The sequence below is a fragment of the Nocardia altamirensis NBRC 108246 genome (assembly GCF_001612685.1).
Lineage (GTDB): Bacteria > Actinomycetota > Actinomycetes > Mycobacteriales > Mycobacteriaceae > Nocardia > Nocardia altamirensis.
Genome location: NZ_BDAY01000056.1, coordinates 13391 through 39397 on the forward strand (window position 1 = coordinate 13391; position 26007 = coordinate 39397).

The window sequence follows — 26007 nt, forward strand, 5'->3', positions numbered from 1 at the left end:
TCGCGCTTTGCTCGGGGTGCACGGATGTCGGTCCGCACGTGTAGATGTGACGCCATGGGTGCGGACGTTCGGCATTGGCTGGCCGGTGCGGTCGTCGTGCTGTTCGTGGCGGGATGCGGCGGGCTCGCGATCGACACGGGTCCGGTGCCGCCTGCGCCAGGCAGTCCGACCAGGGTCGACGTGGAACGGCTGCTCGCGGGGGTGCGGGTGGTGCCGAATCGACCGCATCCCGGTGGTTACGAGCGTGGCTGCAAGGCGGGGCAGGGCTGCGTATTCGGGCCTGCCTGGACCGACGACAACGACGCTCCCGGCGGGCACGACGGCTGCGACACCCGCAACAACGTGCTCGCCGCGCAGCTCACCGAGGTGCGGTTGCGGCAGGGGACCAACGATTGTGTCGTCATCGGCGGGATCTTGACCGACCCCTACACCGGCAAACGAATCCCGTTCGAGAAGGCCGAGGCCGACAAGGTACAGATCGACCACGTGTATCCGCTGGCCGCAGCATGGGACATGGGAGCGGCCTTCTGGCCGATCGACCGACGGATCCGCTTCGCCAACGACCTCGACACCAACCTGCTCGCCACCGACGGACGCACCAACCAGGCCAAGGGCGACAAGACACCGGCCGAATGGCTCCCGCCCGCACGCGCAAACCACTGCTTCTACGCGGGCAAATACCTCACCGCCGCCATCCACTACGACCTGGCGTTGACGGTGGCCGACAACATGGCACTCCAGGCTGTCGCCCGCAACTGTCCCTGATCAGCTTCCGGTGGCGACCGGACGCTTCGGATCGTGCGACCACTGGGACCATGAGCCCGGGTACAGGGCGGCTTCGATGCCTGCGACGGCGAGGGCAGCGACCTGGTGTGCGGCGGTGACGCCGGAGCCGCAGTAGACCGCGACCGGTTCGGCGCGGTATCCGGCGAAGCGGTCGCGGAGTTCGGCCGGTGCCCGGAAACGTCCGTTGGCGTCGAGGTTTTCGGCGGTGGGCGCGCTGATGGCGCCGGGGATATGACCCGCGCGCGGATCGATCGGCTCGACCTCGCCACGGTAGCGCTCCCCTGCGCGCGCATCGAGCAGCACGCCACGCCAGCGGGCGGCGGCGTCCGCGTCGATGACCGGCAGGTGGCCCGGCGACAGCTCCACATCACCGGGCTCGGGGTCCGGCTCGGTGCCGGTCGCGATGTCGCCGCCTGCGCTCGTCCAGCCGGGCAGTCCGCCGTCGAGGATCCGCACATCGGCGATCCCGGCCCAGCGCAGCAGCCACCAGGCGCGGGCGGCCGCCATGCCGCCGGTCGCGTCGTAGACGACCACCGGATCGCCGCGCCGCACACCCCAGCTGCGCGCGCACTTCTCCAGCTGCGCGATATCCGGCAGCGGGTGCCTGCCCCGCGCGGGCGACGGCGGAGCGGCCAGTTCGGTTTCCATGTCGACGAACACGGCGCCGGGGATGTGGCCGTTCAGATAGTGCTGCGGCCCATCCGGGTCACCCAGCGCCCATCGGACGTCCAGCAGACGAACCTGCCTGTCCGACAACGCTCCTCGAAGCTCTACCGGTGAGATCAGTACCGCGCTCAACCCAGCTCCTCGTCCAGAATCGCATCTTCGCGCACCCGAATACCCCCACCCTACGCATCTGATCAGGGCAATGTGGCTGCACCCCAGCGCTACTCGCCGGTAGTCGAGCCGGTTCGCCGCCTTTGGTGACGTGGTGCGACAGGGCTGCACCGGCGGCCGACCAACTCGACACGACTGGACCGGTGGGCTTCCCGAGCTTTGTCCAGGTCGCTTAACGAACACCAGTAGCCGTGCCGGTCACATGCCCTGGTCGACCAGGGAAACTCAGTCCAGTTTCGACCCACTGGCCCGTGACCGCCAGTCCAGTTGCAGGCAGGATCGGCACAATGTCGAACGTTTCCGCGGCGCCGCAGGCACCCACCGAACAGCAGGGGCCCGAGTCCGACGCCACCCCATCGGCCGGACTCGGGCAGCCGATCAGCGCCGGGATCGTCACCGGGCTGGTCGGTTTCACCAGCGCGTTCGCCGTGGTGCTCAGCGGGCTGACCGCGGTCGGCGCGAGCACCGCGCAGGCGGCGTCCGGCCTGCTCGCGGTCTGCGTGACCCAGGCGTTCGGCATGATGCTGCTCAGCTACCGCTATCGCATGCCGATCACGCTGGCCTGGTCGACACCGGGCGCCGCATTGCTCGTCAGTACGGGCGCGGTGGCCGGTGGCTGGCCTGCCGCGGTCGGTGCGTTCGCGATCACCGGGGTGTTGATCGTGATCACCGGCCTGTGGCAGCGGCTCGGCAACCTGGTCGCCGCGATTCCGGTGGAGATCGCCCAGGCCATGCTGGCCGGGGTGTTGCTGCCGCTGTGCCTCGCGCCGGTCAAAGCGGTCCAGTCCAGTCCGGCGGTGGTGGTGCCGGTGATCGTGGTCTGGCTGGTGTTGCACCGCTTCGCCAAGCGGTGGGCGGTGATCGCGGCCTTCGTGACAGCGGCCGTCGGAGCAGGCATCAGTATCGCGGTGCAGCACAAGCACCTCGATCTCGCCGCAATGACTCCCACGGTGGAACTCACACTGCCGCACTGGAGTTGGCAGGCGATGATCGGCATCGCGCTGCCGCTGTACATCGTGACCATGGCCTCGCAGAACATTCCGGGAACCGCGGTGATGAAGTCCTTCGGCTACCAAATCCCCTGGCGGGCAGCGATGTCCGTGACCGGGATCGGCACCGTGCTCGGCGCACCTGCGGGCGGGCACGCCATCAACCTCGCCGCGATCAGCGCCGCCCTGTCTGCGGCCCCTGCGGCACATCCGGATCCGAAGAAACGCTGGATCGCCACCTTCACCTCGGGCGTCAGCTATCTGGTCGTGGCACTCGGCTCCGCCGCCCTGGTCACCCTGATCGCCACCGCTCCCGCGGGCACGCTGGAAACTGTTGCGGGCCTTGCGCTCCTGGCCACGCTCGGCGCCGCCCTCGTCGGCGCCCTCAGCTCCGAGAAACATCGGGAAGCAGGCATCGTCACCTTCCTGATCGCGGCCTCGGGTATCGGATTCGCGGGCGTCGGTGCCGCGTTCTGGGCCCTGGTTGCCGGATTGGTGGTGCGAAAGGTGCTGTCCCACCGCGACTGACACGGTCTGCACTGATGTCGGCGTGGCCGGACCGTCGATGCAGTGCAAGCCGGACGGTATTACGACCCGTCACGGAAGTCGTTGTGGCCGTGGCGGAAAGCGTTGTGCGGCAATGCGTCACGGTCGAGTTGCGGCGCGTCGGGTGCGGTCGGAACTGATCAGCTCGGTGCCGGAGCCGGATCGGCCACCGGTTCCTGTTGCGTGCGCTGCGGCGGTACTGACACATCGGGCACGGACAGTTCCAGCGAGTCAGGCTTGGATTCGCCACGGGCAAAGGCGCCGAGGCGGGTGTGATTGAAGAGCAGGTTGAGCGCGAACACCGAGCCTGCACCCATGGTTATGCCGCTGTCCAGCAGGATCTGGACGGCGGAGGGGAACTTGATGAAGAAGTCCTTGGTCAGCACCGGAAGCAGGCCCAGGCCGAGCGCAGTGGCGACGATGATGGCGTTGACGCGGTCCCCGAGGTCGGCTCGGCGAAGGGTTTCGATGCCGACGATCGCGATGGTGGCGAACAGAACGAGCCCGACGCCGCCGACCACCGGTTTGGGCACCGCCGCGACCAGCGCGCCGAACCGCGGCACCAGGCCGAGCACGATCAGGATGGCGCCGCTGGTCGCGGTCACGTAGCGGCTGAACACGCGGGTGGCCGCCACCGCGCCGACATTCTGATTGAACATCGAGTCGACGAACGCGGTGAAGACGCCGCCGAGCACGCCGGACAGCCCGTCGCCGACCAGGCCGCGAGCCAGCTCGGCCCTGCCGACCGGTTTGCCGGTGATCTCGCTGATCGCCAGCATGCTCGCGGTGGATTCGGCGAACACCACCGCCATCACGATGCTCATGGCGACCACCGCCGTGATCGGGAACTCGGGCGCGCCGAAATGGAACGGCTCGGGCAGGCCGACCCATGCGCTGCTCGTGATGCCGCCGGTGTCGACAAGCCCCATCGGGATCGAGAGAACGACACCGACGGCAAGCGCGATCAAAACCCCGATCTGCGACCACATCCCGCGGGCGAGGCACATGAACCCGACGGCGAGCACGACGACCACGGCGGCCACCCCGATATGCGAGGGCGCGGCGAACGACGGGTCCGTCCGGTCGGTGCCGACGATCAGCCGACCGGCCGTGCCGATCAGCGAGACGCCGACCACGGTGAGCACGGTCCCGGAGACCAGCGGCGGAAAGAATCGGACCATCCGGGCAAACGGCCAGGCAAGCACGATGCCGACGACACCGCCGATCAGCATCGAACCGTAGACCGCCTCGAGCCCGTACTCCCTGGCGATCATGATCATCGGGTCCAACCCGATGAACGTCGCGCCGCAGATGATCGGCAGTCGCGCACCGGCCAGCTTGCCGACGCCGAGGCTCTGCACCATCGTGATGATCCCGGCGACCAGGAGATCCGCGCTGATCAGCAGTGCAATCGTGGCTCGATCGAGCCCCACCGCCGCCCCGAAAACCAGCGGCACCGTAATGCACCCGGTGTACATGATCAGCACGTGCTGAATACCGAACGTGAGCTGCCGTCCGAACGGCAACCTGCTATCGACTGGATGCGCTTCGACTGCCATAGAAATGGTCTAGTCGCCGTTCTTTACATGAACCCCCAGCAAATGTTTCGCCCAGGTGACATCACGAAGACTTCTCTCGGCAACCGTCGAGCAACCCGAAACGGACATTCACGCCGAGTGGGAACTGACGGCGGACGCTACTCGCGAACTGCCGCCACCAGTTCCCACTCGGCAGGAAGTCCTGGCTCAGATTCGGCTGAGGAGGGTGAGGGGATCCTCTAGGAGGCCTGCGGTGGTGGCGAGGAAGCGGGAGGCGAGCTCGCCGTCGATCATCCGGTGGTCGAAGCTGATGCCGAGAGTGGTGACCCAGCGGACCGCGAGTTCGTCGCGGAAGACCCACGGGCGTTTACGGATCGAGCCGAGACAGAGAATCGCCGCCTCACCCGGATTCACCAGCGGCACACCGGTGTCGACGCCGAACACCCCGACGTTGGTGATGGTGAACGTGCCGCCACGCAGATCGGTCGGGCTTGCGCCGCCCGATCGCGCGGTCTCGGCGACCCAGCTGATCTCGCGGGTGAGATCACGCAAACTCAACGCCTGTGCCTCTTTGATGTTCGGCACCAACAGCCCGCGGTCGGTGGCCACCGCGACGCCCAAGTTCACGTAGTGCTTGGTGACGATCTCCTGATTTGCCTCGTCCCAGAAGGTATTGATGTCCGGGAACTCCGCCAGCGCGGCGAGCACCGACTTCGCCACCAGCGCGAGCGGCGTGAGGGTCAGTCCGGCAAAGGATTTGGTGGTGCGCAGGTGGTCGAGCAGCTCCATCGACGCGGTGAAATCCAGGGTGACGAAGGTGCTCGCCTGCGGGATGGTGCGGGCGCTGGCGGTCATGGCGGCCGCGGTGCGCTTGCGAATGCCGCTGATCGGGGTACGCACCTCGCGCGCGGGTTCGCGGATGACACCGGCCGCCGGATCGGTGACCGCAGGGGCCGTGCGGGTTTCGGGCTGTATGGTCGCGCCCGCCTTGCCGGTCGCGCCTACCTTGCGCGGCTGGGAAACCGGTACGGCACCGCGCACGTCCTCGACGGTGACCGCGCCGTCCGGTCCGGAGCCCGCGACGAACCACAGGTCGATGCCGATTTCGCGCGCGAGCCTGCGGGCAGCGGGGGTTGCGGCGGGCCTGGTGACGCCGAGCTGGGGCCGGACCGTGCGCGGCATGCCTTCCGTCGGAGTCGGTTCGGGCTGCCCATCGTATTCGGCAGGTGCCGAAATCACGTCTGCACTATCGGGTTTCGCGACGGCGGGGCGACGTCGCCGCGACACGGTCTCGCCCTCCGGCCCGTAGCCGACGAGCACCGAAGTGCGCCCGGTGCCGTTCGATTCGGCATGATCCACCGCGGCCTCGGCGCTGCCTGCGTTATCTGCTGCGGGCGGCCCGCTTTCGGCAGGCGCCTGATCGTCGCGCACCCGGATCAGCGGCGCGCCGACGAGGATGGTGTCCCCCGGCTGCGCGAGCAGCTCGACCACCTGCCCGGCGAACGGTGACGGCAGCGCCACCACCGCCTTCGCCGTTTCCACCTCGGCGATCGTCTGATTCAGTGCGACCGCGTCGCCGACGCTGACCGACCAGGACACCAGTTCGGCGTCGGCCAGCCCTTCTCCGAGGTCGGGGAGCCGGAATTCCAGCACCTTGCCCGCCCCTGGCTGGGCGCGATCTTCCACGTTGGCACCTCTCACTACGGCGGACCGGCGTCAGGCGGCGAGCGTTCGATCGACCGCGGCGAGAATGCGGTCGGGGTCGGGCAGGTGGAACTTTTCGAGCTTAGCCGGGGGGAACGGGATGTCGAAGCCACCGACGCGCAGGACCGGCGCCTCGAGATGATAGAAGCACCGTTCGGTGATCCGCGCAGCGATTTCCGCACCGAGACCAGCGAATACCGGCGCTTCGTGCGTGACGATCAGCCTGCCGGTCTTGGCGACCGATGCCTCGATGGTGTCGAAGTCGATCGGCGACAGACTGCGCAGATCGATCACCTCGAGCGAATGCCCTTCCTCGGCAGCGATTTTCGCCGCGGACATGGCGGTCTCGACCGTTCCGCCGTACGCGACGACGGTGGCGTCAGTTCCGGCGCGGCACACCACGGCCCGGTCCGCGGGCAGCCCGCCGTCCCGGTCGAGGGCGAGGAAGTCGACGTCGGCCTTGTCCCAGTAGCGCCGCTTGGGCTCGAAGAAGATCACCGGATCGTCCATGGCAATCGCCTGGCGGATCATCAGATACGCGTCGGCGGGGTTGCTCGGCGCGAGCACCCGCAGGCCGGCGGTGTGCGCGAAATACGCCTCCGGTGACTCCGAATGATGCTCCACCGCGCCGATCCCGCCGCCGAACGGGATGCGAATCGTGATGGGCGCCTTCACCTTTCCCTGCGTCCGATAGTGGATCTTGGCCACGTGCGAGACGATCTGATCGAACGCGGGATAGACGAACCCGTCGAACTGGATCTCACACACCGGCCGGTAGCCACGCAGCGCCATACCGAAAGCCGTTCCCACGATGCCCGATTCGGCAAGCGGCGTGTCGATGACCCGGTTGTCGCCGAAGTCCTTCTGCAAGCTGTCGGTCACCCGGAACACGCCGCCGAGCCTGCCGATGTCCTCGCCCATCAGCACAACCTTCGGGTCGTCCTCCAGTGCGCGGCGCAGCCCGGTATTGAGGGCGCTGGCGAAAGTAGTGATCATGAAGGGACTCCTTCCGGTCGCGCGGCAGCCTCGCTGGGATCGCCAGCCAAGTACTCCGCGTACTCCCGCCGCTCTTCGGTGATGAGCGCGTGCGGGGTGGCATACACGTTGTCGAACATGTCCATCGGTGCGGGATCGGGCATTTCGATGGTCGCGGTGCGCACTTGGCGCGCGACCTCGTCGGCATGGTCGGCGACCCGACGCTGGAACGCATCGTCGAACTGCGACTCGCGTTCCAGCAGCCTGCGCAGCCGATCGATCGGATCGCGCCGGGCCCACTGCTCGTTCTCCGCGGACGAGCGGTAGCGCGTCGGGTCGTCGGCCGTGGTGTGCGGGCCCATCCGATAGGTGATCGCCTCGATGAACGAGGGCCCACCGCCGGCGCGGGCGCGCGCCACCGCCTGCCTGGTGACCGCGAGCACCGCGAGCACATCGTTGCCGTCGACCTGGACGCCGGGCATCCCGTATCCGTAGGCGCGCCGCACGATCGGCGTCTGGCTCTGCACCCGGACCGGCTCGCTGATCGCCCAGTGATTGTTCTGGCACAGGAACACCACCGGCGCGCTCCAGCTCGCCGCGAAGCCGAGCGCCTCGGCGATATCGCCCTGACTGCTCGCGCCGTCGCCGAAGTAGGCGATGGTCGCGATCTCGGCGCCGTCCAGGTGCGCGGCGTAGGCGTAGCCGGTCGCGTGCAGACCCTGCGAGCCGACGATGATGTTCGGGTTGGTCATGTTGACCGCGTCCGGATCCCAGCAGGAGTGCGCGACACCGCGCCACATGCGGGTGATCTCGGTGGGATGCACGCCGCGGCAGTAGGCGACGGCCGCCTCGCGGTAGCTGCAGAACACATAGTCGTCGGGGTGCAGGGCGTGCGCCGAACCGACCTGGGTGGCCTCCTGGCCGAGCAGCGGGGCCCACAGTCCCAGTTGGCCTTGGCGCTGCAATGCGGTCGCCTCGGTGTCGATGCGCCGGGTGACCACCATGTCCTCGTACAGCGCGCGTAGCTCGTCCGGGCCGACGTCGGCGACCAGGGCGGCGTTCTCCCGATCGAGGACGCGGCGACCGTCGGGCTGGACCAATTGCACCGGGTATTCGACCTTCTCTGGCATCGGTGACCGCCTCCTCACCCTGGCTGCCGGCGGGCCTGGCTGCTGCCCGGTTCCGCCGCGCATGTGCTCTACCTCACAGCATCCACGATAATGCGATGTGCGCAAGCGAACGACACGCGAATGCGCAGAATGCTCAATTCTGGACGGTCGGTTGGTGTCATACTGCGTCGCATGACCAGAGAAACGGTCGATGTGACCTTGGACGCCACTGATGCCCGACTGCTGCTGGAACTGGTCGCCAATCCGAGAGCAACGGGCGTCGAGCTGGCCGCACGGCTCGGGCTGTCCCGCAATACCGTGCAGGCCAGGCTCGCCCGCTGGGAGGCGGGCGGCGTGCTCGGCAGTTTCGAGCGCAGGGTGCGGCCGCGCGCCCTCGGCTATCCGCTGTCGGCCTTCGTCGCGGTGGTCGTCGATCAACACCAATTGGATTCGGTGGTAGACGAACTCGCCGAGGTGCCCGAGGTGACCGAGGTCTGCGGCATGACCGGTCTCACCGATCTGACGGTCAGGGTGGTCGCCAGGGACGCCGACGATTTGTACCGAATCGCCGGACAGATATTGAAGATTCCCGGCGTCGAGCGGACCAACATGGCGCTGGTGATGCGCGAACTGGTCGGCCCGCGCACCGCGCCGCTGTTGGATCGGCTCGCCGGAACCAACTGAGCAGGCGACATTCGCGTAGGTCGCGAGCGTACGGCCCATGGTGGCCGAGATTCTCGGTCAGGCACCGGTACCGCCTCGCTAAGGTGCGGGGATGGAGATTTCGGGCAAGGTTGCGATCGTGACGGGGGCCGGGGCTGGTATCGGTGCGGCGCTGGCGCGCGGGCTGGTCGCGGCGGGCGCGCGCGTGGTGCTCGCCGATCTCGACGCGGGCGCAGCGGCGCAGGTTGCCGAATCGCTCGGCGCGGCCGCGGTCGCGGTGGGCGGTGATGTCGCCGACGAGCAGGTGATTCGCGAGCTGATCGAGCGCGCGGCCGCCGAATTCGGCCCGGTGGACCTGTATTTCGCGAACGCGGGGATCGGCGGCGGCGCCGGCCTCGACAGCACCGACGCGCAGTGGGCGGCAGCGCTCGAGGTCAACGTGCTCGCCCATGTGCGCGCGGCGCGACTGTTGGTGCCCGAGTGGCTGTCTCGCGGCAGCGGCTACTTCGTGTCCACCGCCTCGGCGGCGGGCTTGCTCACCCAGCTCGGCTCCGCGCCATACGCGGTCTCCAAACATGCCGCGGTCGGATTCGCCGAGTGGTTGTCGGTCACCTACGGCGACAAAGGCATTCGGGTGAGCTGTGTCTGCCCGATGGGCGTCGACACCCAGCTCCTGCACTCGGGTCTCGGCGCATCGGAGCACTCCGCCGAGGCGGAACTGGCCATCAAAGCGGTGACCACCGCAGGCAAGGTGCTTTCCCCCGACGAGGCCGCCGAGGTCGTCCTAGCAGGTGTCGACGCCGAGCACTTTCTGATCCTCCCCCACCCCGAGGTCCTGAAGATGTACCGCTACAAGGGTTCCGACTACGACCGCTGGATCGACGGCATGCGTCGCTTCCAGGCCGCGCTGCTCGGCTGAGGTCAACGGACCTCGCTGATCTCCGTCTCGGTCGGCGGCTGATCGAGGAGCGTGCCGGTCCGATCGCGGAGGAACTTGTCGAACATGGCCGCGACGTAGCCGCGCACCACGATCGACGCCCGATCGGCGGGGACGGGTCCGATGTAGGTCTTGGCGGCCTCCCTGGCCACCGCAGGGACCAGCTGCGGGAAGTCGGTGAAGTCGTAGTGCGCCGAATCCCGCAGCAGCAGTTCACGTTTCCAGCCGGTCGCGTGCTGCCAGAAGGCATCGAGCGAGGGCCGCGCATCGCCGACGTCGGTGGCCTGCTTGCTCGTCAGCACCAGCACAGGCCGATCGACGCCCTCGGTGGCCGCGCGGCCGAACAGCTCGTCGACGCCGAGCTGACCGTCGAGATCGATCGCGGCGTCGATGCGGCGGTCGTTGTAAATCGACTCGACCGCGGTGTATCCCCCGGACGAGTGACCGACGAAGCCGATCCGATCCAGGTTCAAAGCTCCCGCGAGACCCCGAGGCAGGTTGCGGCGCTTGGCATCCGGGTTGCCGCCACCCGCCAGCTGAGTCAGCGCGTCCAGCACGAACGGAGTGTCGGCGAGACGCGCCGCCATGTACTTCTGTCGAAGCTCCTTGTCGAAGGCAGGCGTAGGCGCGGCCGGAACGATCCTGCCCTCGGGGAACTCCACCGGGACCTCGTAGGTGTAGTCGACCGTCACCACCACATAGCCCCGGCTGGCCAGCTCCTCGGCAACGCCGGTACCGAGCACCCGCCAAGACCCGGCCCCCGGCGCGTAGAGCACCACCGGATACGCCGACCCAGCCAGCGCGGGCGCGCCGGTATGCGAGTTCGTGAACAGGCCGGGCAGCGGGGCCCCCAGACGCTGCTCCAGCCCGGGGACCAGCTCCTTGGACAGGTAATGCGCACGCGGATGCTTGTCGACGTCGGTGGCCGGGTAGAACACCGTCACCATCAGCTCACGCGGCCGCTCGGGAACGAACAGATCGGGCCGACCGGCATCGACCAGATGCAGCGACGTTGAGCCGACCGGCAATTGGCCGCTCGGCCGCGGCAATACCGTCGGCCCCAACGGTGCACCGCCCGACCCTGCGGGATTGCCCGCTACCAGTGCGCACGCGGACAGCACCACAATTGCCATGCGTCTGAACAACATTCCCCCACACCACTAGCGATTCGAGCGCGGCACTCCCGGACCGCTCAGTCGACGCTAACAGGTAAAGCGTTGCGCGGCAGGTCTAGCCGGTGACGAGGGCGCCTGCGGCGGTCCGGATCACCTCGGGAATCTCGACGGGTTTGCGGGTCGCCGAGTCGACGTAGACGTGCACGAAGGTGCCGGTGGCGGCCAGTTCGAGGTCGCCGTCGGCCTCGCGGAAGATCGCCAGGTCATAGGTGATGCTCGACCGGCCGAGCCGCGAGATGCGCAAGCCGACCTGCAGCTGGTCGGGGAAGCTGAGCGAGCCGACGTATTGGCACGAGGTCTGCGCGACCACGCCGAGCGCGGGCAACTCGCGGATGTCGGCGCCGGTGGCATGCATCAACCACGCGTTGACCGCGGTGTCGAAGTACGAGTAGTAGGTCACGTTGTTCACGTGCCCGTAGTGGTCGTTGTCCGACCACCGGGTCGGCATCGGCCAGAGGACCGGATACTGCTGTGTCACCCGGCCGACGATAGCTCAGCCGAAGTGGCGCCCTGGCGGTGGTCGCGGGGGCTTACGCCGAAATGGCGTTTGAAGGCCGTGCTCAGCGCGAAGGCGCTGCCGTAACCGACTTGGCGGGCGATGGATTCGATGGTGGCGTCGGACTCGGCGAGCAGGTCGGCGGCCAGTGCGAGGCGCCATTCGGTGAGGAACGCCATCGGCGGCTCCCCGACCAGATCGGTGAAGCGACGGGCGAGCGCGGCACGAGACACCCCGACCGCCTCGGCAAGCCCGGCCACCGTCCAGCCGTGCGCCGGATTGTGTTGCAGCAGCCGCAGCGCCTTGCCGACCAACGGGTCGCTGTAAGCGTGGTACCAGGCGGGCGCGTCGTTGCGGGCGAACCAGGCGCGCAGAGCGGCGATCAGCACCATGTCGAGCAGCCGGTCGAGCAGGACGCCCTGCGCAGGCTCGTCCTTGACGGCCTCGTCGACCAGGATGTCGAGAATGCGGGTGTCGAAATCGCCGCGCTGCAGCACGATGACCGGCGGCAGGGCGCGCAGCAGCCGCTGGCTTGCCGCGCCGGCCGACTCGTAGGTTCCGGTCACCATCATGGTGGCCCCGTCGGCGGCGGTGCCCCACTGCCGGACGCCGAGACTCAGTGTCTCGCACAGGACTTCACCATCGGCGGTCTTGGTCACGTTGCCAGGATGGATGTAGATCTGTGGCGCGGTGGTCGGCTCGTCGGCGACGGTGTAGTGGTCGGGTCCGCGGAAAATCGCGACATCACCCTCGCAGACCTGCCTCGGCGCGTTCTTGCCCAGCATGATCCAGCCGTCGCCGCGCACCATCGAAACCACGGTGAGCGGGGCCTCGTCCTGAATGTGCAGTGACCAGGGCGGTTCGAGCAGCGAACACATGAGAAACGCGCCTCGGGCACGTGGACCTTCGAGCAGACTGGCGAGCGCATCCACGTGACCAAGCGTAGACGATCGCACATGATCATGAGCTGCTGAACTATGTTCCGTCTCGGCGCAGGCCGGTGTACTCATGTCATGACAAACAACACCGCACACCAGCTCCTCATCCTCGTCACCGGCGGCACCGGCAAGACCGGCAGCCGAGTCGCCACCCGGCTCGCGCAGGCGGGCCACTCGGTCCGCGTCGGCTCGCGCACCGCGCCGATCCCGTTCAGCTGGGAGGACCGCGGCACCTGGGCTGCGGCGCTGGCCGACGTGCACGTCGTTTACGTCGCGTACCAGCCCGATCTCGCGGTGCCGGGCGCTCCGGAGACCCTGCAGGCATTCACGGTCGCGGCCAAGCTCGCCGGTGTGCGCACGCTGGTGCTGCTGTCCGGTCGCGGCGAGCCGGAGGCGGTGGAATGCGAGGAGATCGTGCGGGAATCCGGACTCGACTGGACCATCGTGCGATGCAGCTTCTTCGCCCAGAACTTCAGCGAGGGCGCGTTCACCGACCTCGTCATCGCCGGCGAAGTCGCGCTGCCCAACGGCAATGTTCCCGAGCCGTTCGTCCACGCCGACGACATCGCCGATGTCGCGGTCCTGGCACTCACCGAGGACGGACACCACGGCGAGCTGTACGAGCTGACCGGGCCGCGCGCGCTCACCTTCGCCGAGGCGGTCGGCGAGATCGCCGAGGTGACCGGCCGCGAGATCGCGTTCATTCCGGTGAGCCGCACGGAATTCGTTGCGGCACTGACCGATTTCCAGCTGCCCGCCGACGCGGTCAGCCTGCTCGACTACCTGTTCGGCACCATTCTGGACGGCAGGAACAGCAAGACCGCCGACGGTGTGCAGCGGGCACTCGGGCGGGCGCCCAAGGATTTCACCGAGTATGTGCAGGAGACCGCCGCCACCGGGGTGTGGAACGGATAGCGCCTGCGGCACATCGGTACCGTCGGATTGGTGACTCCGACGGTCGATCGCCCCACCCGCGTTGCCCGCGCCGCCGTGTTCGCGGTGTTCGGGCTCAACGGGTTCCTGCTCGCCATGTGGGTGGTGCATATTCCGGTGATCACCGATCGGACCGGCGTCGCGAAATCGACGCTCGGCATGCTCATCCTGCTGATGGCGGGTGCTGGCGTGGCAGGAATGCGCCTCACCGGCCCGCTCGCGGATCGGTTCGGCAGCCGGAACCTGGTCGCCGCGGCCGCGATCCTCATGTCTGTTGCGCTGATCGGGCCTGGACTGGCGACCGGCCCGATCACCCTGGCGCTTGCGTTGGCGTGCTTCGGTTTCGGCAACGGCGCACTGGACGTCTCGATGAATACCCAAGCGGTGCACGTGGAACGGGCCTACGGGCGCCCGATCATGGGGACGTTCCACGCATTGTTCTCCGGCGGCGGACTGCTGGGATCGCTGCTCGGAGCGGCAACCCTGCGGGCCGAATGGGACACCCGAATGACATTGACGCTGGCGGCCATTGCCTGCGTCGCACTGACCGTCGCACTCGTCCCACGGTTGCTTCGCGATACCGAGCACGGATCACCCGCTGATTCGGCTGCGGTGCAGCATGATCCACCTCCCCCGGAGCAGCTCCGGGACAGCGCCGAGCACCGCCGAAAGGTATTCGCCCTGGCCGCAATCGCCTTCGCCGTACTACTCGCCGAAGGTGTCGCGGGCGACTGGAGCACCCTGCAGATGCGCGAACACCTCGGCGCCGACGAAGCCACCGCCGCACTGGCTTTCGGCGCCTTCTCCGTCACCATGACCGCGGGTCGTCTCACCGCCGACCGGGTCAGCGGCGCCTTCGGCCGGGTGGCCGTCGTCCGCTACGGCACCCTGCTCTGCGGCATCGGCCTCACCGTGATCATCCTGTCCCCCTGGATCCCGTTGACCCTGATCGGTTGGGCCATGGCAGGCCTCGGCTTGTCCGGCACCATCCCGCAAATATTCACCGCCGCAGGCAATCTCGGCTCCACCAAGGCCGCAACCGACATGTCCCACGTCTTCAGCATCGGCTACCTCGGCCTACTCGCAGGCCCCGCAATCATCGGCTGGCTAACCGCCCTGATCCCCCTGACCACCGCCCTGATCGTCCCCCTCATCGCCGTCCTGATCTGCTGCCGCTACGCCGGCGCCGTCGCCCCGGCGAGAGCTGGCTAGCCGGTCCACCGCACCAGGCACAGCGTGACAGGCTGGCGCTTCGGGTAGACGATGCCGAGTTCGCCGACATTGCGGGATCGGCACGCGGATTCATCCGCGGTGCCGTCGAGGACCTGGCTGATCCGATGGTCGGCGGCGCGGCAGAACCTGTCGGCGACGATGCCGGACGAGTCCCCGCGCACGCAGTCACCCTTCTTCACGTTGGGACGCAGGCACAGCCTGCTGCCTGCGGTGTTGTCGCCGTTCTCGAAGTAGATGGCGTAAGCCTTGCTCGCACAGTCTTGGTCGGCGCCACTGATCCGGTCCGCCACAACGTAGTTGGCCTCCCGGTCGGAACATTCCTTGACCTCGAACTCAGCGCGGGAATCAGGCCCGGATACCTTTCCGCACCCACCGATATCGACCCTTTGGCTATCGGGCAGACTGAGGATGACGGCGAACACCACCAGGCCGAGCAAGCCGACGATGACAAGCCATTTGCGAATGTTTACGGTTTTGCCCTCGGCCAACTCGTTATGACCGGCCGGGTAGTCACCGGGATGATCTCCCGGTTGGAACTCGGACGGATGGCCGTGCGGCGGTGTGGTCATAGAACCCTCCCCCAGGGTCGACGCAATGTCGGCAGCACTCGGCAGCCGAATGAACTCACCGAATCTAGCCGATCGCATCGAAATCCGCTGCACGGGTGCATAACTGGCTGAACCGGCGTCGTGCCAGACCTCGGGATAAATCCCTACTTGGTCGGGGGGACCAGGCAGAGGGTTACGGGGTCTGGTTTGGGGTAGACGATGGTGGAGTCGGTGAATTTGGAGCCGCAGGCGGATTTGTCGGCGGCGCCTCGGATGATTCGGCCGATCTTGTAGTCGGCAGCCGCGGTGCAGGCGACCTTGGTGCTTGCGCCGAGGGCGTTGCCGTCGATGCAGTCGCCTTCCTTCACGTTGAGGCGAAGGCAGAGCGTGTATTCCTTGCCGCCGGCCTGGTAGTAGCTGGCGTAATCCTTGGTCGGGCAGTCCTTGGCGGCGCCGTCGAGCCGTTCGGCCACTACGTAATTGGCTTCCGGGTCGGAGCATTCCTTGGTGGCGAACTCGGCTTTGAAGGTGGTGCCGGACAGCTTCGCGCACTGGCCGATGCTGACCTTTTCACCGTCGGAGCGCATGGCGTAGACGACGCCGAAGACGACAAGGCCGAGCACAACGATGATGGCAACGATGATGGCGATCGCCTTGCCACGGCCGCCACTGCGACGTGGCGGCGGCGGGAAGGCCCCCGGCGGGAACCCGGGCTGGCCGCCTTGCGGCGGGAAACCTGGCGGCGGGAAACCTTGCTGCGGAAAGCCTTGCTGCGGTGGAAAACCCTGGGGAGGTGGAAAACCTTGCGGCGGTGCGAAGCCCTGCGGCGGCGGAAACCCAGGACCGTAGCCGGGCTGCGGATACCCTGGCACGCCCCCCGGCTGCTGTGGGTACCCCGGACCGTAGCCGTGGCCGTCTGATTGCGTCGGCGGCGGATAGTTCGTGGGTGTTGTCACAAGGTTCCCCTCCCCAGGGTTTACGCGATATACGGCCACATGGGCGGCCGACGAACTCACAGAATCTAGCCGATCGACCCGTTATCCGTGTGGTGGGCAAGACGAGGAACGCGTCACAGGTAGAGGCCGGGATTGACCGGATCCTCGCTGATCGACTGGATCTTGATGTCGCCATCGCGCAGTGCAACCAACTCGGCGCGAGTCGCGCCGTCCGGGCACGCGGCATCGGACGGGGTGTCCGCCTTGCGTTCCCTGGCCAGCCAGGCCGCGGACTCGGCGGGCGACAACCGGCCCACTTCGAGCTGCGCCAGGCAACGTCCCGGTCGGGTGACCGCGGGGTGCAGCCGAGACAGATCCTCGTTGGTGGTGATCGCGACCAGCACGTCCCGACCCTGCCCGAGCATGCCGTCGGTCAGATTGAGCAAGCGGGAAAGGCCCTGTCCCGCTGTTTCTTTCGCCTCACCGCGGATCAGCTCGTCGCAGTCCTCCAGTACGAGCATGCGCCAGCGTTTGGTGTCTTCGTCGCCGTCGATGCCCGCAGCCACGTCCATCAGATAGCCGGGCTTGCCGAACATCACCTCGGGGTCGAGCACACAGTCGAACTGGCACCACGGCGCCCAAGCCCTGGCGAGCGCGCGCAGCGCCGTGGTCTTTCCGGTCCCCGGCGGCCCGTGCAGCAGCACCAACCGTCCGCGGACCTCCGCGGCGGTCAAGGCCATCAGGCGATCCATCGCACCGGAGACCTCTGCGGCGTAGTTGCCGCGAATGGCAGGCCATTCCGGCGCCGAGATGGCCCGACCACGCCGCTGCGGTCCGTGGCTGTGCATGTGCCAGAACCCCATCTCGATGGTCTCGCCGATCTCCGGCTGCGCGGCCGCATCCCGGATGGACTCGGCGAGCACGCTCGCGGCGAGTTCGTCGGTCGCGGCGGTGACCTCGACGGTCGCCGACCCACCCGACCACCGGACGACTCGCGAGGACCAGCCGACGCCTGCCACCAGCGCGATCCCGCTGTCCTCGTCCTGCGTCGAGCGCACCACCCTGCCGTGCGCGGGGCGCAGCGGCGCATCGGGCTTGATTCGCTCCAGATGGGCTGAGCGCGCACAGGGTTGATCGCCGCGCAGGAACGGCGTGAGCGCGAGCACATCGACCACATCGCGCGTGGAGTAGTTGGAATCGACCGTGACACCCCACGGCAGCCGCTCGGCGACATCGGCCGAGGGCTCCCTCGGGTCGATCAACCGAAGAGACTCATTACGTGCGGACACTCCGAGCATGATCAGGCCTGCGGACCGGCCGTGTCCAGCGAATTAACGGTTGCTGTACGGGGCAGCGCCGACAGCAAACGACCCCTCGCCGCATCCGGCGAGGGGTCGTTGCGGGTGAAAACCCGCAGTGCTTTCGGGTGAAACCGCAGTGTTACAGCGCCTTCAGTTCCTCGGTGACCGCACCGACGGACTTCTTCGCGTCACCGAACAGCATCGAGGTGTGGTCGGCGTAGAACAGCGGGTTGTCGATGCCCGCGAAGCCGGAGTTCATCGACCGCTTGAGCACGATGACGCTCTTGGCCTGGTCGACGTTGAGCACCGGCATGCCGTAGATCGGGCTGCTCTTGTCCTCGCGGGCGGCCGGGTTGGTGACATCGTTGGCGCCGATCACCAGGGCGACATCGGTGCGGCCGAATTCGCCGTTGATGTCGTCCATCTCCTTGAGCGCGTCGTAGGAGACCTCGGCCTCGGCAAGCAGCACGTTCATGTGGCCCGGCATGCGACCCGCCACCGGGTGGATGGCGTATTTGACCTCGACGCCCTTGGCCTCGAGCAGCGCCGCCATCTCCTTGACCGCGTGCTGCGCCTGCGCGACGGCCATGCCGTAACCGGGCACCACGATCACCTGGTTGGCGTAGGCCATCTGGATCGCGGCGTCCGCCGCCGAGGTGGCCTTGGCCTGCTTGGCTTCGCCGTCGCCACCGGCGCCGGGAGCCGTTCCGCCACCGCCGAATCCGCCTGCCACGATGGCCGGAATCGACCGGTTCATCGCCTTGGCCATCAGGTTGGTGAGGATGGTGCCGGACGCGCCGACGATCATGCCCGCCACGATCATCGCGGTGTTGTTCAGCGCCAAACCGGCTGCGGCGGCCGACAATCCGGTCAACGCGTTGAGCAACGAGATGACGACGGGCATGTCGGCGCCGCCGATCGGCAGCACGACCGCGAGGCCGAGCACACCGGCGAGGACGAGCACCGCGATCATCCACAGTTGGGAGACACCGTCATTGGTGGCGCCGACGCCGATCACCACGGCCGCGGCGATCGCACCGACGAGCAGCAGCAGGTTCAGCGGCTGCTGCAGCTTGCCGAGACCGATCGGGCGACCGGGCAGGATCTCCTGCAGCTTGCCGAAGGCGATCAGCGAACCCCAGAAGGACACCGAGCCGATGATCGCGGCGAACAGCGAGCCGACGACGATGTGCACCGTCGGCTCTTCGTCGAAGTGCGAAAAGCCTTGGCTGTTGATGAATTCCGACCAGGCGATGAGGGCGACCGTGCCACCGCCGACGCCGTTGAACGCGGCAACCAGCTGCGGCATGGCGGTCATCTTGGTGAACTTGGCAGGCGGAACGCCGAGGGCGATACCGACCACGAGACCGGCGATGATCAGGATCCAATTGCTGGTGTGGCGCACCGAGATCAGGGTCGCGACCACGGCGATGACCATGCCGACGGCGGCGATCAGGTTGCCGCGCACCGCGGTCTTCGGACCGGTCAGGCCCATCAGACCGTAGATGAACATGCCGAACGCGATGATGTAGAGGCCGTTGACCAGGTAAGTCAGGTTATCGAAGGTATGCATCACTTATCCGCCTTCACCGGTGCGGCCTTCTTGCCCTTGAACATCCCGAGCATCCGGTCGGTCACCACGAAACCACCGATGACGTTCAGGGTTCCGAACACGACGGCGACGAACAGGATGATCTGCGTCAGGATCGACGGGTCCTGCACGTTGCCGAGCGTGACGAGCGCGCCGAGCACGACGATGCCGTGGATGGCGTTGGTGCCGGACATGAGCGGGGTGTGCAAGGTGTTGGGCACCTTGGAGATCACGGCGAACCCGACGAACCCGGAGAGCACCAGGATCGCGATGTTCGCGAGAAGTTCGGTATACATCAGGCTTCTCCCTCACGGGTCACGCAGGAATCCGCGAGCACCTGATCGCTGAAGTCCGGCGCGAGCTTTCCGTCGACCAGCATCAGTTCCAGCAGGGCCGCAATGTTTTTCGAGTACAGCTCGCTGGCGTGCTCGGGCATGGTCGCAGGCAGGTTCAGCGGCGATGCGATGGTGACCTGGTGCTTGACCACGGTCTCACCCGGCTCGGTGAGCTCGCAGTTGCCGCCGGTCTCGCCGGCCAGGTCGATGATCACGCTGCCCGGCTTCATGCCCTCGACGGCGGCGGCGGTCACCAGGCGCGGCGCGGGACGGCCGGGCACCAACGCGGTGGTGATCACCACGTCGAAGCCCTTGATCGCGTCCTCCAAAGCCTGCTGCTGCTTGGCCTTTTCGTCGTCGGTGAGCTCGCGGGCGTACCCGCCCTCACCGGCGGCGTCGATGCCGAGGTCGAGCCACTGGGCACCGACCGAGCGCACCTGATCGGCGACCTCGGGCCGCACGTCGTAGCCGGTGGTGCGGCCGCCGAGGCGCTTGGCGGTGGCCAGGGCCTGCAGTCCAGCAACGCCGACGCCGAGCACGAGCACGGTCGCCGGCTTCACGGTGCCCGCCGCGGTGGTGAGCATCGGGAAGAACCGGGTCGACTCCGAGGCCGCGAGCAGCACTGCCTTGTAGCCTGCGACGTTGGCCTGCGACGACAGCGCGTCCATCACCTGTGCACGCGAGATACGCGGGATCGCTTCGACCGCAAACGCTTGCACCCCAGCGGCTTTCAGCTTGCCGATCTGGTTGTCCGCGTTGCGCGGGGCCAGGAATCCGATCAGCGTCTGACCGTCGGACAGCTTCGCCACCTCGGCGTCGCTCGGCGGCGCGACCTTGACGACTACCTCGGCCGACCAGGGGTCGCCGATCGTCGCGCCCGCTTCTTCGTACGCGCTGTCGGGGATGAGTGCGCCGAGTCCGGCTCCGGACTCGACCACCACCTGCGCGCCTTGCTTCAGTAAGGTCGGAATGATCTTCGGCACCAATGCGACACGTCGTTCGCCCGTGTTGGACTCGCGAACGACTCCGACACGCGCGCCGCGTGGCGACTGGTCGCCTACGCTCTGCGTTGTCTCCACTTTGTCTATTCCTTCTCGAGCTGAGCTTCAGGCAACAGAGGGCTGGCCGGACGTTGTTACTTGAGAGTAAGTTCGCCCAAATCCTCGCAACTGTACCCGGCGAGGAGTGCGAGCTGCTGAGACGCCCGTCACAAGATCATGCCGGATTTTGCCGGATTGCCGGATTCCTCGGGTCGTCGCGGCCATCATCGTTGCCTCCTATATTCGTCAGGCGTTCGGGTGTGGCGCCGAGAATGATCGTGGTCGCCTTCGCGGGCCCCGACAAGAGCGAACATGCAGGTCCATTACTTACCCGCAGGTTGGGCTCCTGCTCAGCACCATGGTCCACCACTGCAACCGTGACGTGCATCATGACCATTCCCATGCCGAGGGGGATGCCAAGTAGAGCAGTCGGCGGGCTTGGTGAATACAGGGCTGTTGCCGACCACTCGTACGCCGTAAGGTCCAGCCTGTGAACGACTGCGTCTTCTGCCGCATCGTGGCAGGCGAGGCCCCGGCAACGAAGGTGTACGAAGACGACACCCTCTGCGCCTTCCTCGATATCCGGCCCATTGCCCGCGGACACATGCTGGTGATCCCCAAACGGCACGCCGCCGAGTTGGAAGATCTCGACGCCGACACCGGGTCGTACATCTTCCGGGCAGGCCACCGGCTCGCGCTGGCCATCCGGCGAAGCACGCTGGCCGCGGACGGCGCCAACCTGGTGCTCAACGACGGTAAGGCGGCATTTCAAACCGTCCCGCACATCCACCTGCATGTGATCCCGCGCAAGCACGGCGACAAGATGCGCTTCGCGGCCGGATTCATGCTGCGGCGGCCCTACGATCCGCAATCCACCGCGTCCGCGATCCAGGACGGGATCGCGGCGCTGGAACGCGAGGAAGAACTGAACAACCACAAGCGGCCGGGCACCGACGAAGGAGCGCAAGAATGACCGATCCGACCCTGGACCGCACCGCGCTGACCACGGCACTGTTCGAGGAATGGGACGCGCTCGCCGCGCTGGTCACCGACATCGACGAAAACCGCTGGCGCACATCGACAGCGCTGCCGGGCTGGAGCGTCTTCGACACGCTCGCCCACGTCGCAGGCGTCGAATCGTGGCTGCTCGGCGAGCGCCCGCCCGCGCACGACCCGGCCACGGAGAAGGTCGACGTCAGCACGCTGCCGCACGTGCGCAACCAGACCGGGGTGCTGAACGAGATCTGGGTCGACCGGCTGCGGCCGCTGCCAGGCACCCAGCTGCTCGAGCTGTTCCACGATGTCGTCGGCCGCAGACGAAAGGCCCTGTCCGCCATGGGCGAGCAGGAATGGCAGGCCGAAACTCCCTCGCCGATCGGTCAGGTCAGCTACGGCCGGTTCATGCGGGTGCGGCTGTTCGACTGCTGGATGCACGAGCTCGATATCGCCGACGCGCTCGGTGTGCGGGTCGACGAGGGCGGACGCCGCGGTGAGCTGGCGTTCGCCGAGTTCCTCGGCAGCGTGCCGCGGGTGGTGGTGAAAAAGGGTGGGGCACCGGATGGTTCGCGAATCACGTTCGCGGTGACCGGCGCGTTGGCGCGGCCGTTGCACATCCAGGTCGCGGGGCGGGCGAGCTTCGTCGACGGGTTCGACGAGCCCGCCACCGTCGAAATCCAGCTGCCGTCCGAGCTTTTCGTCCGGCTCGGTGGTGGGCGGACCACCGCCGACGAGCACCTTGACCAGATCGCGATCACCGGAGACGAGCAGCTCGGGCTGCAGCTGGTGCGCAACCTGGCCTTCACGCTCTGACCCGCGATGCGACTGTTCCTGTCCAGCTACCGGTTCGGTGCGCACTACGACCGGCTCGCCGCGCTCGTCGGCGCGCCGGGCCGGGTTGCGCTGATCCCCAACGCCTGTGACGCATGGCCCGACATGTGGGCGGCCGCGGTCACCAGCGACGTCGTGCCGCTGCGCAGGCTCGGCTACACGCCGGAGACGATCGACCTGCGCGACTTCGTCGATCAGCCAGCGGAATTGGCGAAGACGCTGGCCGCCTTCCCACTGATCTGGGTGCGCGGCGGCAACACCTTCGTGCTGCGCGCCCAATTCGCCCGCAGCGGCGCCGATCTCGTGCTGCCGAGGCTGCTGGCCGACGATGCGCTGGTATACGCCGGATACAGCGCGGGAGCCTGCCTGCTGACGCCGGATCTGCACGGACTGGAAGTCGCGGACGATCCCGGCGAGGTGCGCCCCGCCTGCGGTATCGAACCGCAGTGGGACGGACTGGGATTGGTCGATCATCGGATCGTGCCGCACATCGACTCGCCGACCGATCCCGATGGCGACTGCGTCAAGATCGCCGCACGCTTTCGGGCCGATGGCGTCGCGCACTGGGCGCTCACCGACGATGACGTGGTGGTCGTCGACGGTGACCGCACCGAGCTGCTGATCAGTCCAGCGGGGTCATGAACGACCACAGCCGCTGCTCTAGGTCCTTGACGTTGCCGTTGGTGTCCGCCACACCGGTGACGCAAGGAGCTCATGTCGTGTGAGGTGCAAGTTCCTTCGTCACGGCGCCGCGGAACACGACCCAGCGCATCGCGCTGTACATGTAGACAGCTTCGCACGCACCCGCCAGCAGCCGGGACACGTGGTACTGGAGACCGAGCGCGGCGAGGCCGCTGCCGACACCGAGAATGAACGCGACGTAGTTGATCGCGACGACCACCGCGTAGATGACGGCCTGCTTACCGACCGGCGCGTGCGAGTGGAAGTTGAAGGTGCGGTTGAGCACGAAACTCAAGCCGAACGCGCACACGTAGGCGATGGTGACCGAGAGCCACACCGGCAGCCCGAACAGCCCGTGGAACATGGTGAGCAGCAGCAGGTCGACGCCGAACGTGAAGCTGTTGATCAGCGCGAAGCCGAGGAAGGTCGGCGGAACAAGACGACTCAATCCCCACGGCAGGCGGGCGATCACGGCCTCGCACCATCGGGTGAACCGGTCCGCGATGGTGTCGGTGGTCCTCGCCAGCTCGTGCACGCCGCCAGCCTGCCAGCGGTAGGTGTCCGTCAGATGATCAGTCGGCAAACCAGCAGTTCAGCTGATCTGAGCCGCAGAGCTTCCTGCGGCGCCGTTGTCGAGTTCGGCCCACGCGGTCAGACAGCGCCGCCTTGTCACGTCGTCGGCGTCCGCGAGCAGGGCGTCGAGCAGCTGACTCGGGTCACGACGCCACTGGTCGGTGAGTTCGGCGAGTACTTCCTTGCCGAAGACTCCGGACCGGTCCAGCGCGGTGCGCCATTCGTCGTGCTCGCCGCGGTGCACGCGACGCAGCGCTTCGAGATCGATGCCACCCTCGACGAATTCGCTGGAGAACATCGCGGAAACGAGCTCCCGGCGACCTCGCGGTTCGTCCTGCATCCGATCAATCCCTCCGAGTTGTGTTGCGTTGCCACCCTGTGCGCGATGCGCACGCCCCTCCCGGCATTCTTGCCTCGAACGGCCATGAGCACCACTGTGGCAGGCGACCTCACATCGTGATCACCAGGGAAAGTTAGACTCTGACGACTGATTTCGGCCAGCACCACTGTCCCAGTGCCTGGTCTGGCCTGAAACTCGGAGAGGTGGGCGAGCTGTGGACTTCCATGACCTGATCGACGGACTATCCGACGGGGCGGTGGTGACCGACCCCGACCTGCTCGCGAGCTACCGGCAGGACTGGGCGCGGGATCCCGACGCAGGCACTCCGCTCGCTGTCGTGCGCGCCACCAGCACCGATGACGTCGCACGCACGCTGAAGTGGGCGCACGACAGGCGGATTCCCGTGGTGCCGCGCGGTGCAGGGTCCGGGCTGTCCGGCGGCGCCACCGCCGTCGACGGCGGGCTGGTGCTGTGCACCGAGCGGATGCGCGCGATCACTGTCGACCCGGTCACCCGGACCGCGGTCGCGCAGCCCGGCTTGCTGAACGCGGAGGTCAAGAAGGCGGTCGCGGAACACGGCCTGTGGTATCCGCCGGACCCCTCGTCGTTCGAGATCTGCTCGATCGGCGGCAACGCCGCAACCAATGCGGGCGGGCTGTGCTGCGTGAAGTACGGCGTGACAACCGATTACGTGCTCGGCATGGAGGTGGTGCTCGCCGACGGCACCGTGGTCCGGCTCGGCGGACCACGACTCAAGGATTCGGCCGGGCTGTCGCTGACCAAGCTTTTCGTCGGCAGCGAAGGCACTTTGGGCGTGATCACCGAGCTCACCCTGCGCCTGCTGCCCGCACAGCCGCCGCAGCACACCGTCGTCGCGACCTTCGCGTCGCTGACCGACGCCACCGCCGCGATCCTCGCCATCACCGGCGAATTGCGGCCGTCCATGCTCGAATTCATGGATTCGGTGTCGATCAACGCGGTCGAGGACGAGCTGCGGATGGGACTGGACCGCAAGGCCGCGGCGCTGCTGGTCGCGCGGTCGGACGCGCCTGGCGAGTTCGCCGGGCGCGAGGCCGCGATCATGGTCGCGGCCTGTGAGAAGGCCGGTGCGACAGAGGTTTTCCAGACCGCGGACGCCGAGGAGGGTGAAGCCTTCGCCGCCGCACGACGTTTCGCGATTCCGGCGGTGGAGAAGCTCGGCTCGTTGCTGCTCGAGGACGTCGGTGTCCCGCTGCCCCGGCTCGGCGACCTGGTCACCGGCGTCGCGGCGATCGCCGAGCACAATCAGGTGACCGTTTCGGTGATCGCGCACGCGGGCGACGGCAACACCCATCCGCTGATCGTGCACGATCCGGCCGACGCGGCCATGACCGAACGGGCGCACCAAGCGTTCGGCGAGATCATGGATCTTGCCATCGCACTCGGCGGCACCATCACCGGCGAGCACGGCGTCGGGCGGCTCAAGAAGGCGTGGCTGCCCGACCAGCTCGGGCCCGACGTCATGGCGTTGACCCACCGCATCAAGGACGCGCTCGACCCGCACGGCATTCTCAATCCGGGTGCGGTGCTCTGACCCGCAGGCCGCCGTCCCCAGGAACATTCACTGCCGCGAAGGAGTTTCACCAGATCATGACCACCAGACTCGAGCACAACGTCGTCGACACTCGTTTCGAGATCTATCTCGACGACACCCTCGCCGGCTATGCCGACTACGCGGAACGGGACGATCCCAAGGTCCGCGACTTCCATCACACGATGACGTTCCCCGAGTTCCGTGGGCGCGGGGTGGCTGCGCAGGTCGTCGAATACGCGCTGCAGGATTCGCGCGACGCAGGCTACGCCGTGATCCCGACCTGCTGGTACGTCGAGAAGTACATCGCCGAGCACCGCGAGTATGCGGACCTGCTCGCCACCTAGGAGCTCCCCGGCCCGCAGCAGCGGCACTGAGGGCAGGTACCCGACGAGCTCCCGGCGGGA

At 67.4% G+C, this 26007-nt stretch carries 27 protein-coding genes; 11 read left to right on the forward strand and 16 right to left on the reverse strand.

Annotated features, from left to right (window positions below; genetic code table 11):
• The first annotated feature begins 54 nt into the window (after positions 1–54).
• Positions 55–765, forward strand: a complete 711-nt coding sequence (locus tag NA11_RS27935) for an HNH endonuclease family protein (protein ID WP_069165001.1) — start codon at positions 55–57, stop codon at positions 763–765.
• Here the strand turns inward: NA11_RS27935 and NA11_RS27940 are convergent, their stop codons facing one another.
• The gene (locus NA11_RS27940; RefSeq protein ID WP_069165059.1) at positions 766–1572 is read right to left on the reverse strand and encodes a sulfurtransferase; all 807 of its coding nucleotides are present in this window, start codon (positions 1570–1572) and stop codon (positions 766–768) included.
• A gap of 338 nt (positions 1573–1910) precedes the next feature.
• Between NA11_RS27940 and NA11_RS27945 the strand changes: the two genes are divergently transcribed.
• Positions 1911–3140: a benzoate/H(+) symporter BenE family transporter gene (locus NA11_RS27945; RefSeq protein ID WP_069165002.1), complete on the forward strand. Its 1230-nt coding sequence runs from the start codon at positions 1911–1913 to the stop codon at positions 3138–3140.
• 158 nt (positions 3141–3298) lie between these two features.
• Here NA11_RS27945 and NA11_RS27950 read toward each other — a convergent pair whose 3' ends face one another.
• The 4 genes from NA11_RS27950 to pdhA all read right to left on the reverse strand — a co-directional run bounded on the left by NA11_RS27950 (position 3299) and on the right by pdhA (position 8505).
• Positions 3299–4717, reverse strand: a complete 1419-nt coding sequence (locus NA11_RS27950; protein ID WP_084655133.1) for a uracil-xanthine permease family protein — start codon at positions 4715–4717, stop codon at positions 3299–3301.
• 186 nt (positions 4718–4903) lie between these two features.
• Positions 4904–6382 carry a dihydrolipoamide acetyltransferase family protein gene (locus NA11_RS27955; protein WP_069165060.1) on the reverse strand — a complete coding sequence of 493 codons (1479 nt, stop codon included), beginning with the start codon at positions 6380–6382 and terminating at the stop codon, positions 4904–4906.
• Positions 6383–6412: 30 nt separating this feature from the next.
• Entirely contained in the window at positions 6413–7396 is a 984-nt protein-coding gene (locus tag NA11_RS27960) for an alpha-ketoacid dehydrogenase subunit beta (protein WP_069165003.1), read from the reverse strand.
• Positions 7393–8505, reverse strand: coding sequence for a pyruvate dehydrogenase (acetyl-transferring) E1 component subunit alpha (gene pdhA, locus NA11_RS27965; RefSeq protein WP_069165004.1), 1113 nt, complete (start codon positions 8503–8505; stop codon positions 7393–7395). Before pdhA ends, NA11_RS27960 begins: the two co-directional genes overlap by 4 nt.
• 171 nt (positions 8506–8676) lie before the next feature.
• Between pdhA and NA11_RS27970 the strand changes: the two genes are divergently transcribed.
• On the forward strand, positions 8677–9168 hold the full coding sequence (locus tag NA11_RS27970) for an Lrp/AsnC family transcriptional regulator (RefSeq protein ID WP_069165005.1): 492 nt from the start codon (positions 8677–8679) through the stop codon (positions 9166–9168).
• Positions 9169–9259: 91 nt separating this feature from the next.
• The gene (locus tag NA11_RS27975; protein ID WP_069165006.1) at positions 9260–10066 is read left to right on the forward strand and encodes an SDR family oxidoreductase; all 807 of its coding nucleotides are present in this window, start codon (positions 9260–9262) and stop codon (positions 10064–10066) included.
• A 2-nt stretch (positions 10067–10068) separates the two neighbouring features.
• Here the strand turns inward: NA11_RS27975 and NA11_RS27980 are convergent, their stop codons facing one another.
• From NA11_RS27980 to NA11_RS27990, 3 genes are all read right to left on the reverse strand, one after another.
• Entirely contained in the window at positions 10069–11217 is a 1149-nt protein-coding gene (locus NA11_RS27980) for an alpha/beta hydrolase family protein (protein ID WP_167837749.1), read from the reverse strand.
• 97 nt (positions 11218–11314) lie between these two features.
• Positions 11315–11707, reverse strand: a complete 393-nt coding sequence (locus NA11_RS27985; protein WP_069165061.1) for an acyl-CoA thioesterase — start codon at positions 11705–11707, stop codon at positions 11315–11317.
• Positions 11708–11733: 26 nt separating this feature from the next.
• Entirely contained in the window at positions 11734–12687 is a 954-nt protein-coding gene (locus NA11_RS27990) for an AraC family transcriptional regulator (protein WP_069165008.1), read from the reverse strand.
• Positions 12688–12768: 81 nt separating this feature from the next.
• Here NA11_RS27990 and NA11_RS27995 point away from each other — a divergent pair, with 81 nt between their 5' ends.
• Both NA11_RS27995 and NA11_RS28000 read left to right on the forward strand, forming a co-directional pair.
• Positions 12769–13608 (forward strand): SDR family oxidoreductase, encoded by an 840-nt coding sequence (locus tag NA11_RS27995; protein ID WP_069165009.1) that lies wholly within the window; start codon positions 12769–12771, stop codon positions 13606–13608.
• Between the two features lie 27 nt (positions 13609–13635).
• Positions 13636–14838: an MFS transporter gene (locus tag NA11_RS28000; protein WP_069165010.1), complete on the forward strand. Its 1203-nt coding sequence runs from the start codon at positions 13636–13638 to the stop codon at positions 14836–14838.
• Here the strand turns inward: NA11_RS28000 and NA11_RS28005 are convergent.
• The 6 genes from NA11_RS28005 to NA11_RS28030 form a co-directional block, all read right to left on the reverse strand.
• A complete protein-coding gene (locus NA11_RS28005; protein WP_069165011.1) occupies positions 14835–15428 on the reverse strand; it encodes an LppU/SCO3897 family protein in 594 nt (197 codons plus the stop codon). The two genes, NA11_RS28000 and NA11_RS28005, sit on opposite strands and share 4 nt — an antisense overlap.
• 143 nt (positions 15429–15571) lie before the next feature.
• Positions 15572–16363, reverse strand: a complete 792-nt coding sequence (locus tag NA11_RS45880; protein WP_167837750.1) for an LppU/SCO3897 family protein — start codon at positions 16361–16363, stop codon at positions 15572–15574.
• Positions 16364–16476: 113 nt separating this feature from the next.
• Positions 16477–17640, reverse strand: a complete 1164-nt coding sequence (locus tag NA11_RS28015) for a DUF5925 domain-containing protein (protein WP_069165013.1) — start codon at positions 17638–17640, stop codon at positions 16477–16479.
• Between the two features lie 142 nt (positions 17641–17782).
• Complete coding sequence (locus tag NA11_RS28020; protein ID WP_218023390.1) at positions 17783–19216, reverse strand: NAD(P)(+) transhydrogenase (Re/Si-specific) subunit beta; 1434 nt, start codon at positions 19214–19216, stop codon at positions 17783–17785.
• Positions 19216–19530, reverse strand: a complete 315-nt coding sequence (locus tag NA11_RS28025) for an NAD(P) transhydrogenase subunit alpha part 2 (protein ID WP_069165014.1) — start codon at positions 19528–19530, stop codon at positions 19216–19218. The genes NA11_RS28020 and NA11_RS28025 overlap by 1 nt, the downstream gene beginning before the upstream one ends.
• Positions 19530–20648 (reverse strand): Re/Si-specific NAD(P)(+) transhydrogenase subunit alpha, encoded by a 1119-nt coding sequence (locus NA11_RS28030; protein ID WP_069165015.1) that lies wholly within the window; start codon positions 20646–20648, stop codon positions 19530–19532. The genes NA11_RS28025 and NA11_RS28030 overlap by 1 nt, the downstream gene beginning before the upstream one ends.
• A 451-nt stretch (positions 20649–21099) precedes the next feature.
• On the opposite strand from NA11_RS28030, the gene NA11_RS28035 reads away from it, so the two are divergent.
• Genes NA11_RS28035 through NA11_RS28045 form a run of 3 tightly spaced genes read left to right on the forward strand, consistent with a single transcriptional unit; the run spans position 21100 to position 23078 of the window.
• On the forward strand, positions 21100–21582 hold the full coding sequence (locus NA11_RS28035) for an HIT family protein (RefSeq protein WP_069165016.1): 483 nt from the start codon (positions 21100–21102) through the stop codon (positions 21580–21582).
• Positions 21579–22418: a maleylpyruvate isomerase family mycothiol-dependent enzyme gene (locus tag NA11_RS28040; protein ID WP_069165017.1), complete on the forward strand. Its 840-nt coding sequence runs from the start codon at positions 21579–21581 to the stop codon at positions 22416–22418. Before NA11_RS28035 ends, NA11_RS28040 begins: the two co-directional genes overlap by 4 nt.
• Positions 22419–22424: 6 nt before the next feature.
• Positions 22425–23078, forward strand: coding sequence for a Type 1 glutamine amidotransferase-like domain-containing protein (locus tag NA11_RS28045; protein ID WP_069165018.1), 654 nt, complete (start codon positions 22425–22427; stop codon positions 23076–23078).
• A 70-nt stretch (positions 23079–23148) separates the two neighbouring features.
• On the opposite strand, the gene NA11_RS28050 is transcribed toward NA11_RS28045, so the two are convergent.
• The gene (locus NA11_RS28050; protein ID WP_174567744.1) at positions 23149–23700 is read right to left on the reverse strand and encodes a GtrA family protein; all 552 of its coding nucleotides are present in this window, start codon (positions 23698–23700) and stop codon (positions 23149–23151) included.
• Between the two features lie 9 nt (positions 23701–23709).
• Positions 23710–24030 (reverse strand): hypothetical protein, encoded by a 321-nt coding sequence (locus NA11_RS28055; protein WP_069165019.1) that lies wholly within the window; start codon positions 24028–24030, stop codon positions 23710–23712.
• Between the two features lie 214 nt (positions 24031–24244).
• Between NA11_RS28055 and NA11_RS28060 the strand changes: the two genes are divergently transcribed.
• Positions 24245–25603 carry an FAD-binding oxidoreductase gene (locus NA11_RS28060; RefSeq protein ID WP_069165020.1) on the forward strand — a complete coding sequence of 453 codons (1359 nt, stop codon included), beginning with the start codon at positions 24245–24247 and terminating at the stop codon, positions 25601–25603.
• A 56-nt stretch (positions 25604–25659) separates the two neighbouring features.
• Positions 25660–25947: a GNAT family N-acetyltransferase gene (locus tag NA11_RS28065; RefSeq protein WP_069165021.1), complete on the forward strand. Its 288-nt coding sequence runs from the start codon at positions 25660–25662 to the stop codon at positions 25945–25947.
• The last annotated feature ends 60 nt before the right edge of the window (positions 25948–26007 follow it).

Coding starts and splice junctions, on each gene's coding strand:
- NA11_RS28015 (WP_069165013.1), bottom strand. CDS start 17,640: ATGCTCGGAGTGTCCGCACGTAATGAGTCTCTTCGGTTGATCGACCCG.
- NA11_RS28020 (WP_218023390.1), bottom strand. CDS start 19,216: ATGCATACCTTCGATAACCTGACTTACCTGGTCAACGGCCTCTACATC.
- NA11_RS27985 (WP_069165061.1), bottom strand. CDS start 11,707: ATGCCGACCCGGTGGTCGGACAACGACCACTACGGGCACGTGAACAAC.
- NA11_RS27960 (WP_069165003.1), bottom strand. CDS start 7,396: ATGATCACTACTTTCGCCAGCGCCCTCAATACCGGGCTGCGCCGCGCA.
- NA11_RS27935 (WP_069165001.1), top strand. CDS start 55: ATGGGTGCGGACGTTCGGCATTGGCTGGCCGGTGCGGTCGTCGTGCTG.
- NA11_RS27970 (WP_069165005.1), top strand. CDS start 8,677: ATGACCAGAGAAACGGTCGATGTGACCTTGGACGCCACTGATGCCCGA.
- NA11_RS27950 (WP_084655133.1), bottom strand. CDS start 4,717: ATGGCAGTCGAAGCGCATCCAGTCGATAGCAGGTTGCCGTTCGGACGG.
- NA11_RS27995 (WP_069165009.1), top strand. CDS start 12,769: ATGACAAACAACACCGCACACCAGCTCCTCATCCTCGTCACCGGCGGC.
- pdhA (WP_069165004.1), bottom strand. CDS start 8,505: ATGCCAGAGAAGGTCGAATACCCGGTGCAATTGGTCCAGCCCGACGGT.
- NA11_RS27975 (WP_069165006.1), top strand. CDS start 9,260: ATGGAGATTTCGGGCAAGGTTGCGATCGTGACGGGGGCCGGGGCTGGT.
- NA11_RS28040 (WP_069165017.1), top strand. CDS start 21,579: ATGACCGATCCGACCCTGGACCGCACCGCGCTGACCACGGCACTGTTC.
- NA11_RS27980 (WP_167837749.1), bottom strand. CDS start 11,217: ATGGCAATTGTGGTGCTGTCCGCGTGCGCACTGGTAGCGGGCAATCCC.
- NA11_RS27945 (WP_069165002.1), top strand. CDS start 1,911: ATGTCGAACGTTTCCGCGGCGCCGCAGGCACCCACCGAACAGCAGGGG.
- NA11_RS28005 (WP_069165011.1), bottom strand. CDS start 15,428: ATGACCACACCGCCGCACGGCCATCCGTCCGAGTTCCAACCGGGAGAT.
- NA11_RS28055 (WP_069165019.1), bottom strand. CDS start 24,030: ATGCAGGACGAACCGCGAGGTCGCCGGGAGCTCGTTTCCGCGATGTTC.
- NA11_RS28045 (WP_069165018.1), top strand. CDS start 22,425: ATGCGACTGTTCCTGTCCAGCTACCGGTTCGGTGCGCACTACGACCGG.
- NA11_RS28025 (WP_069165014.1), bottom strand. CDS start 19,530: ATGTATACCGAACTTCTCGCGAACATCGCGATCCTGGTGCTCTCCGGG.
- NA11_RS28065 (WP_069165021.1), top strand. CDS start 25,660: ATGACCACCAGACTCGAGCACAACGTCGTCGACACTCGTTTCGAGATC.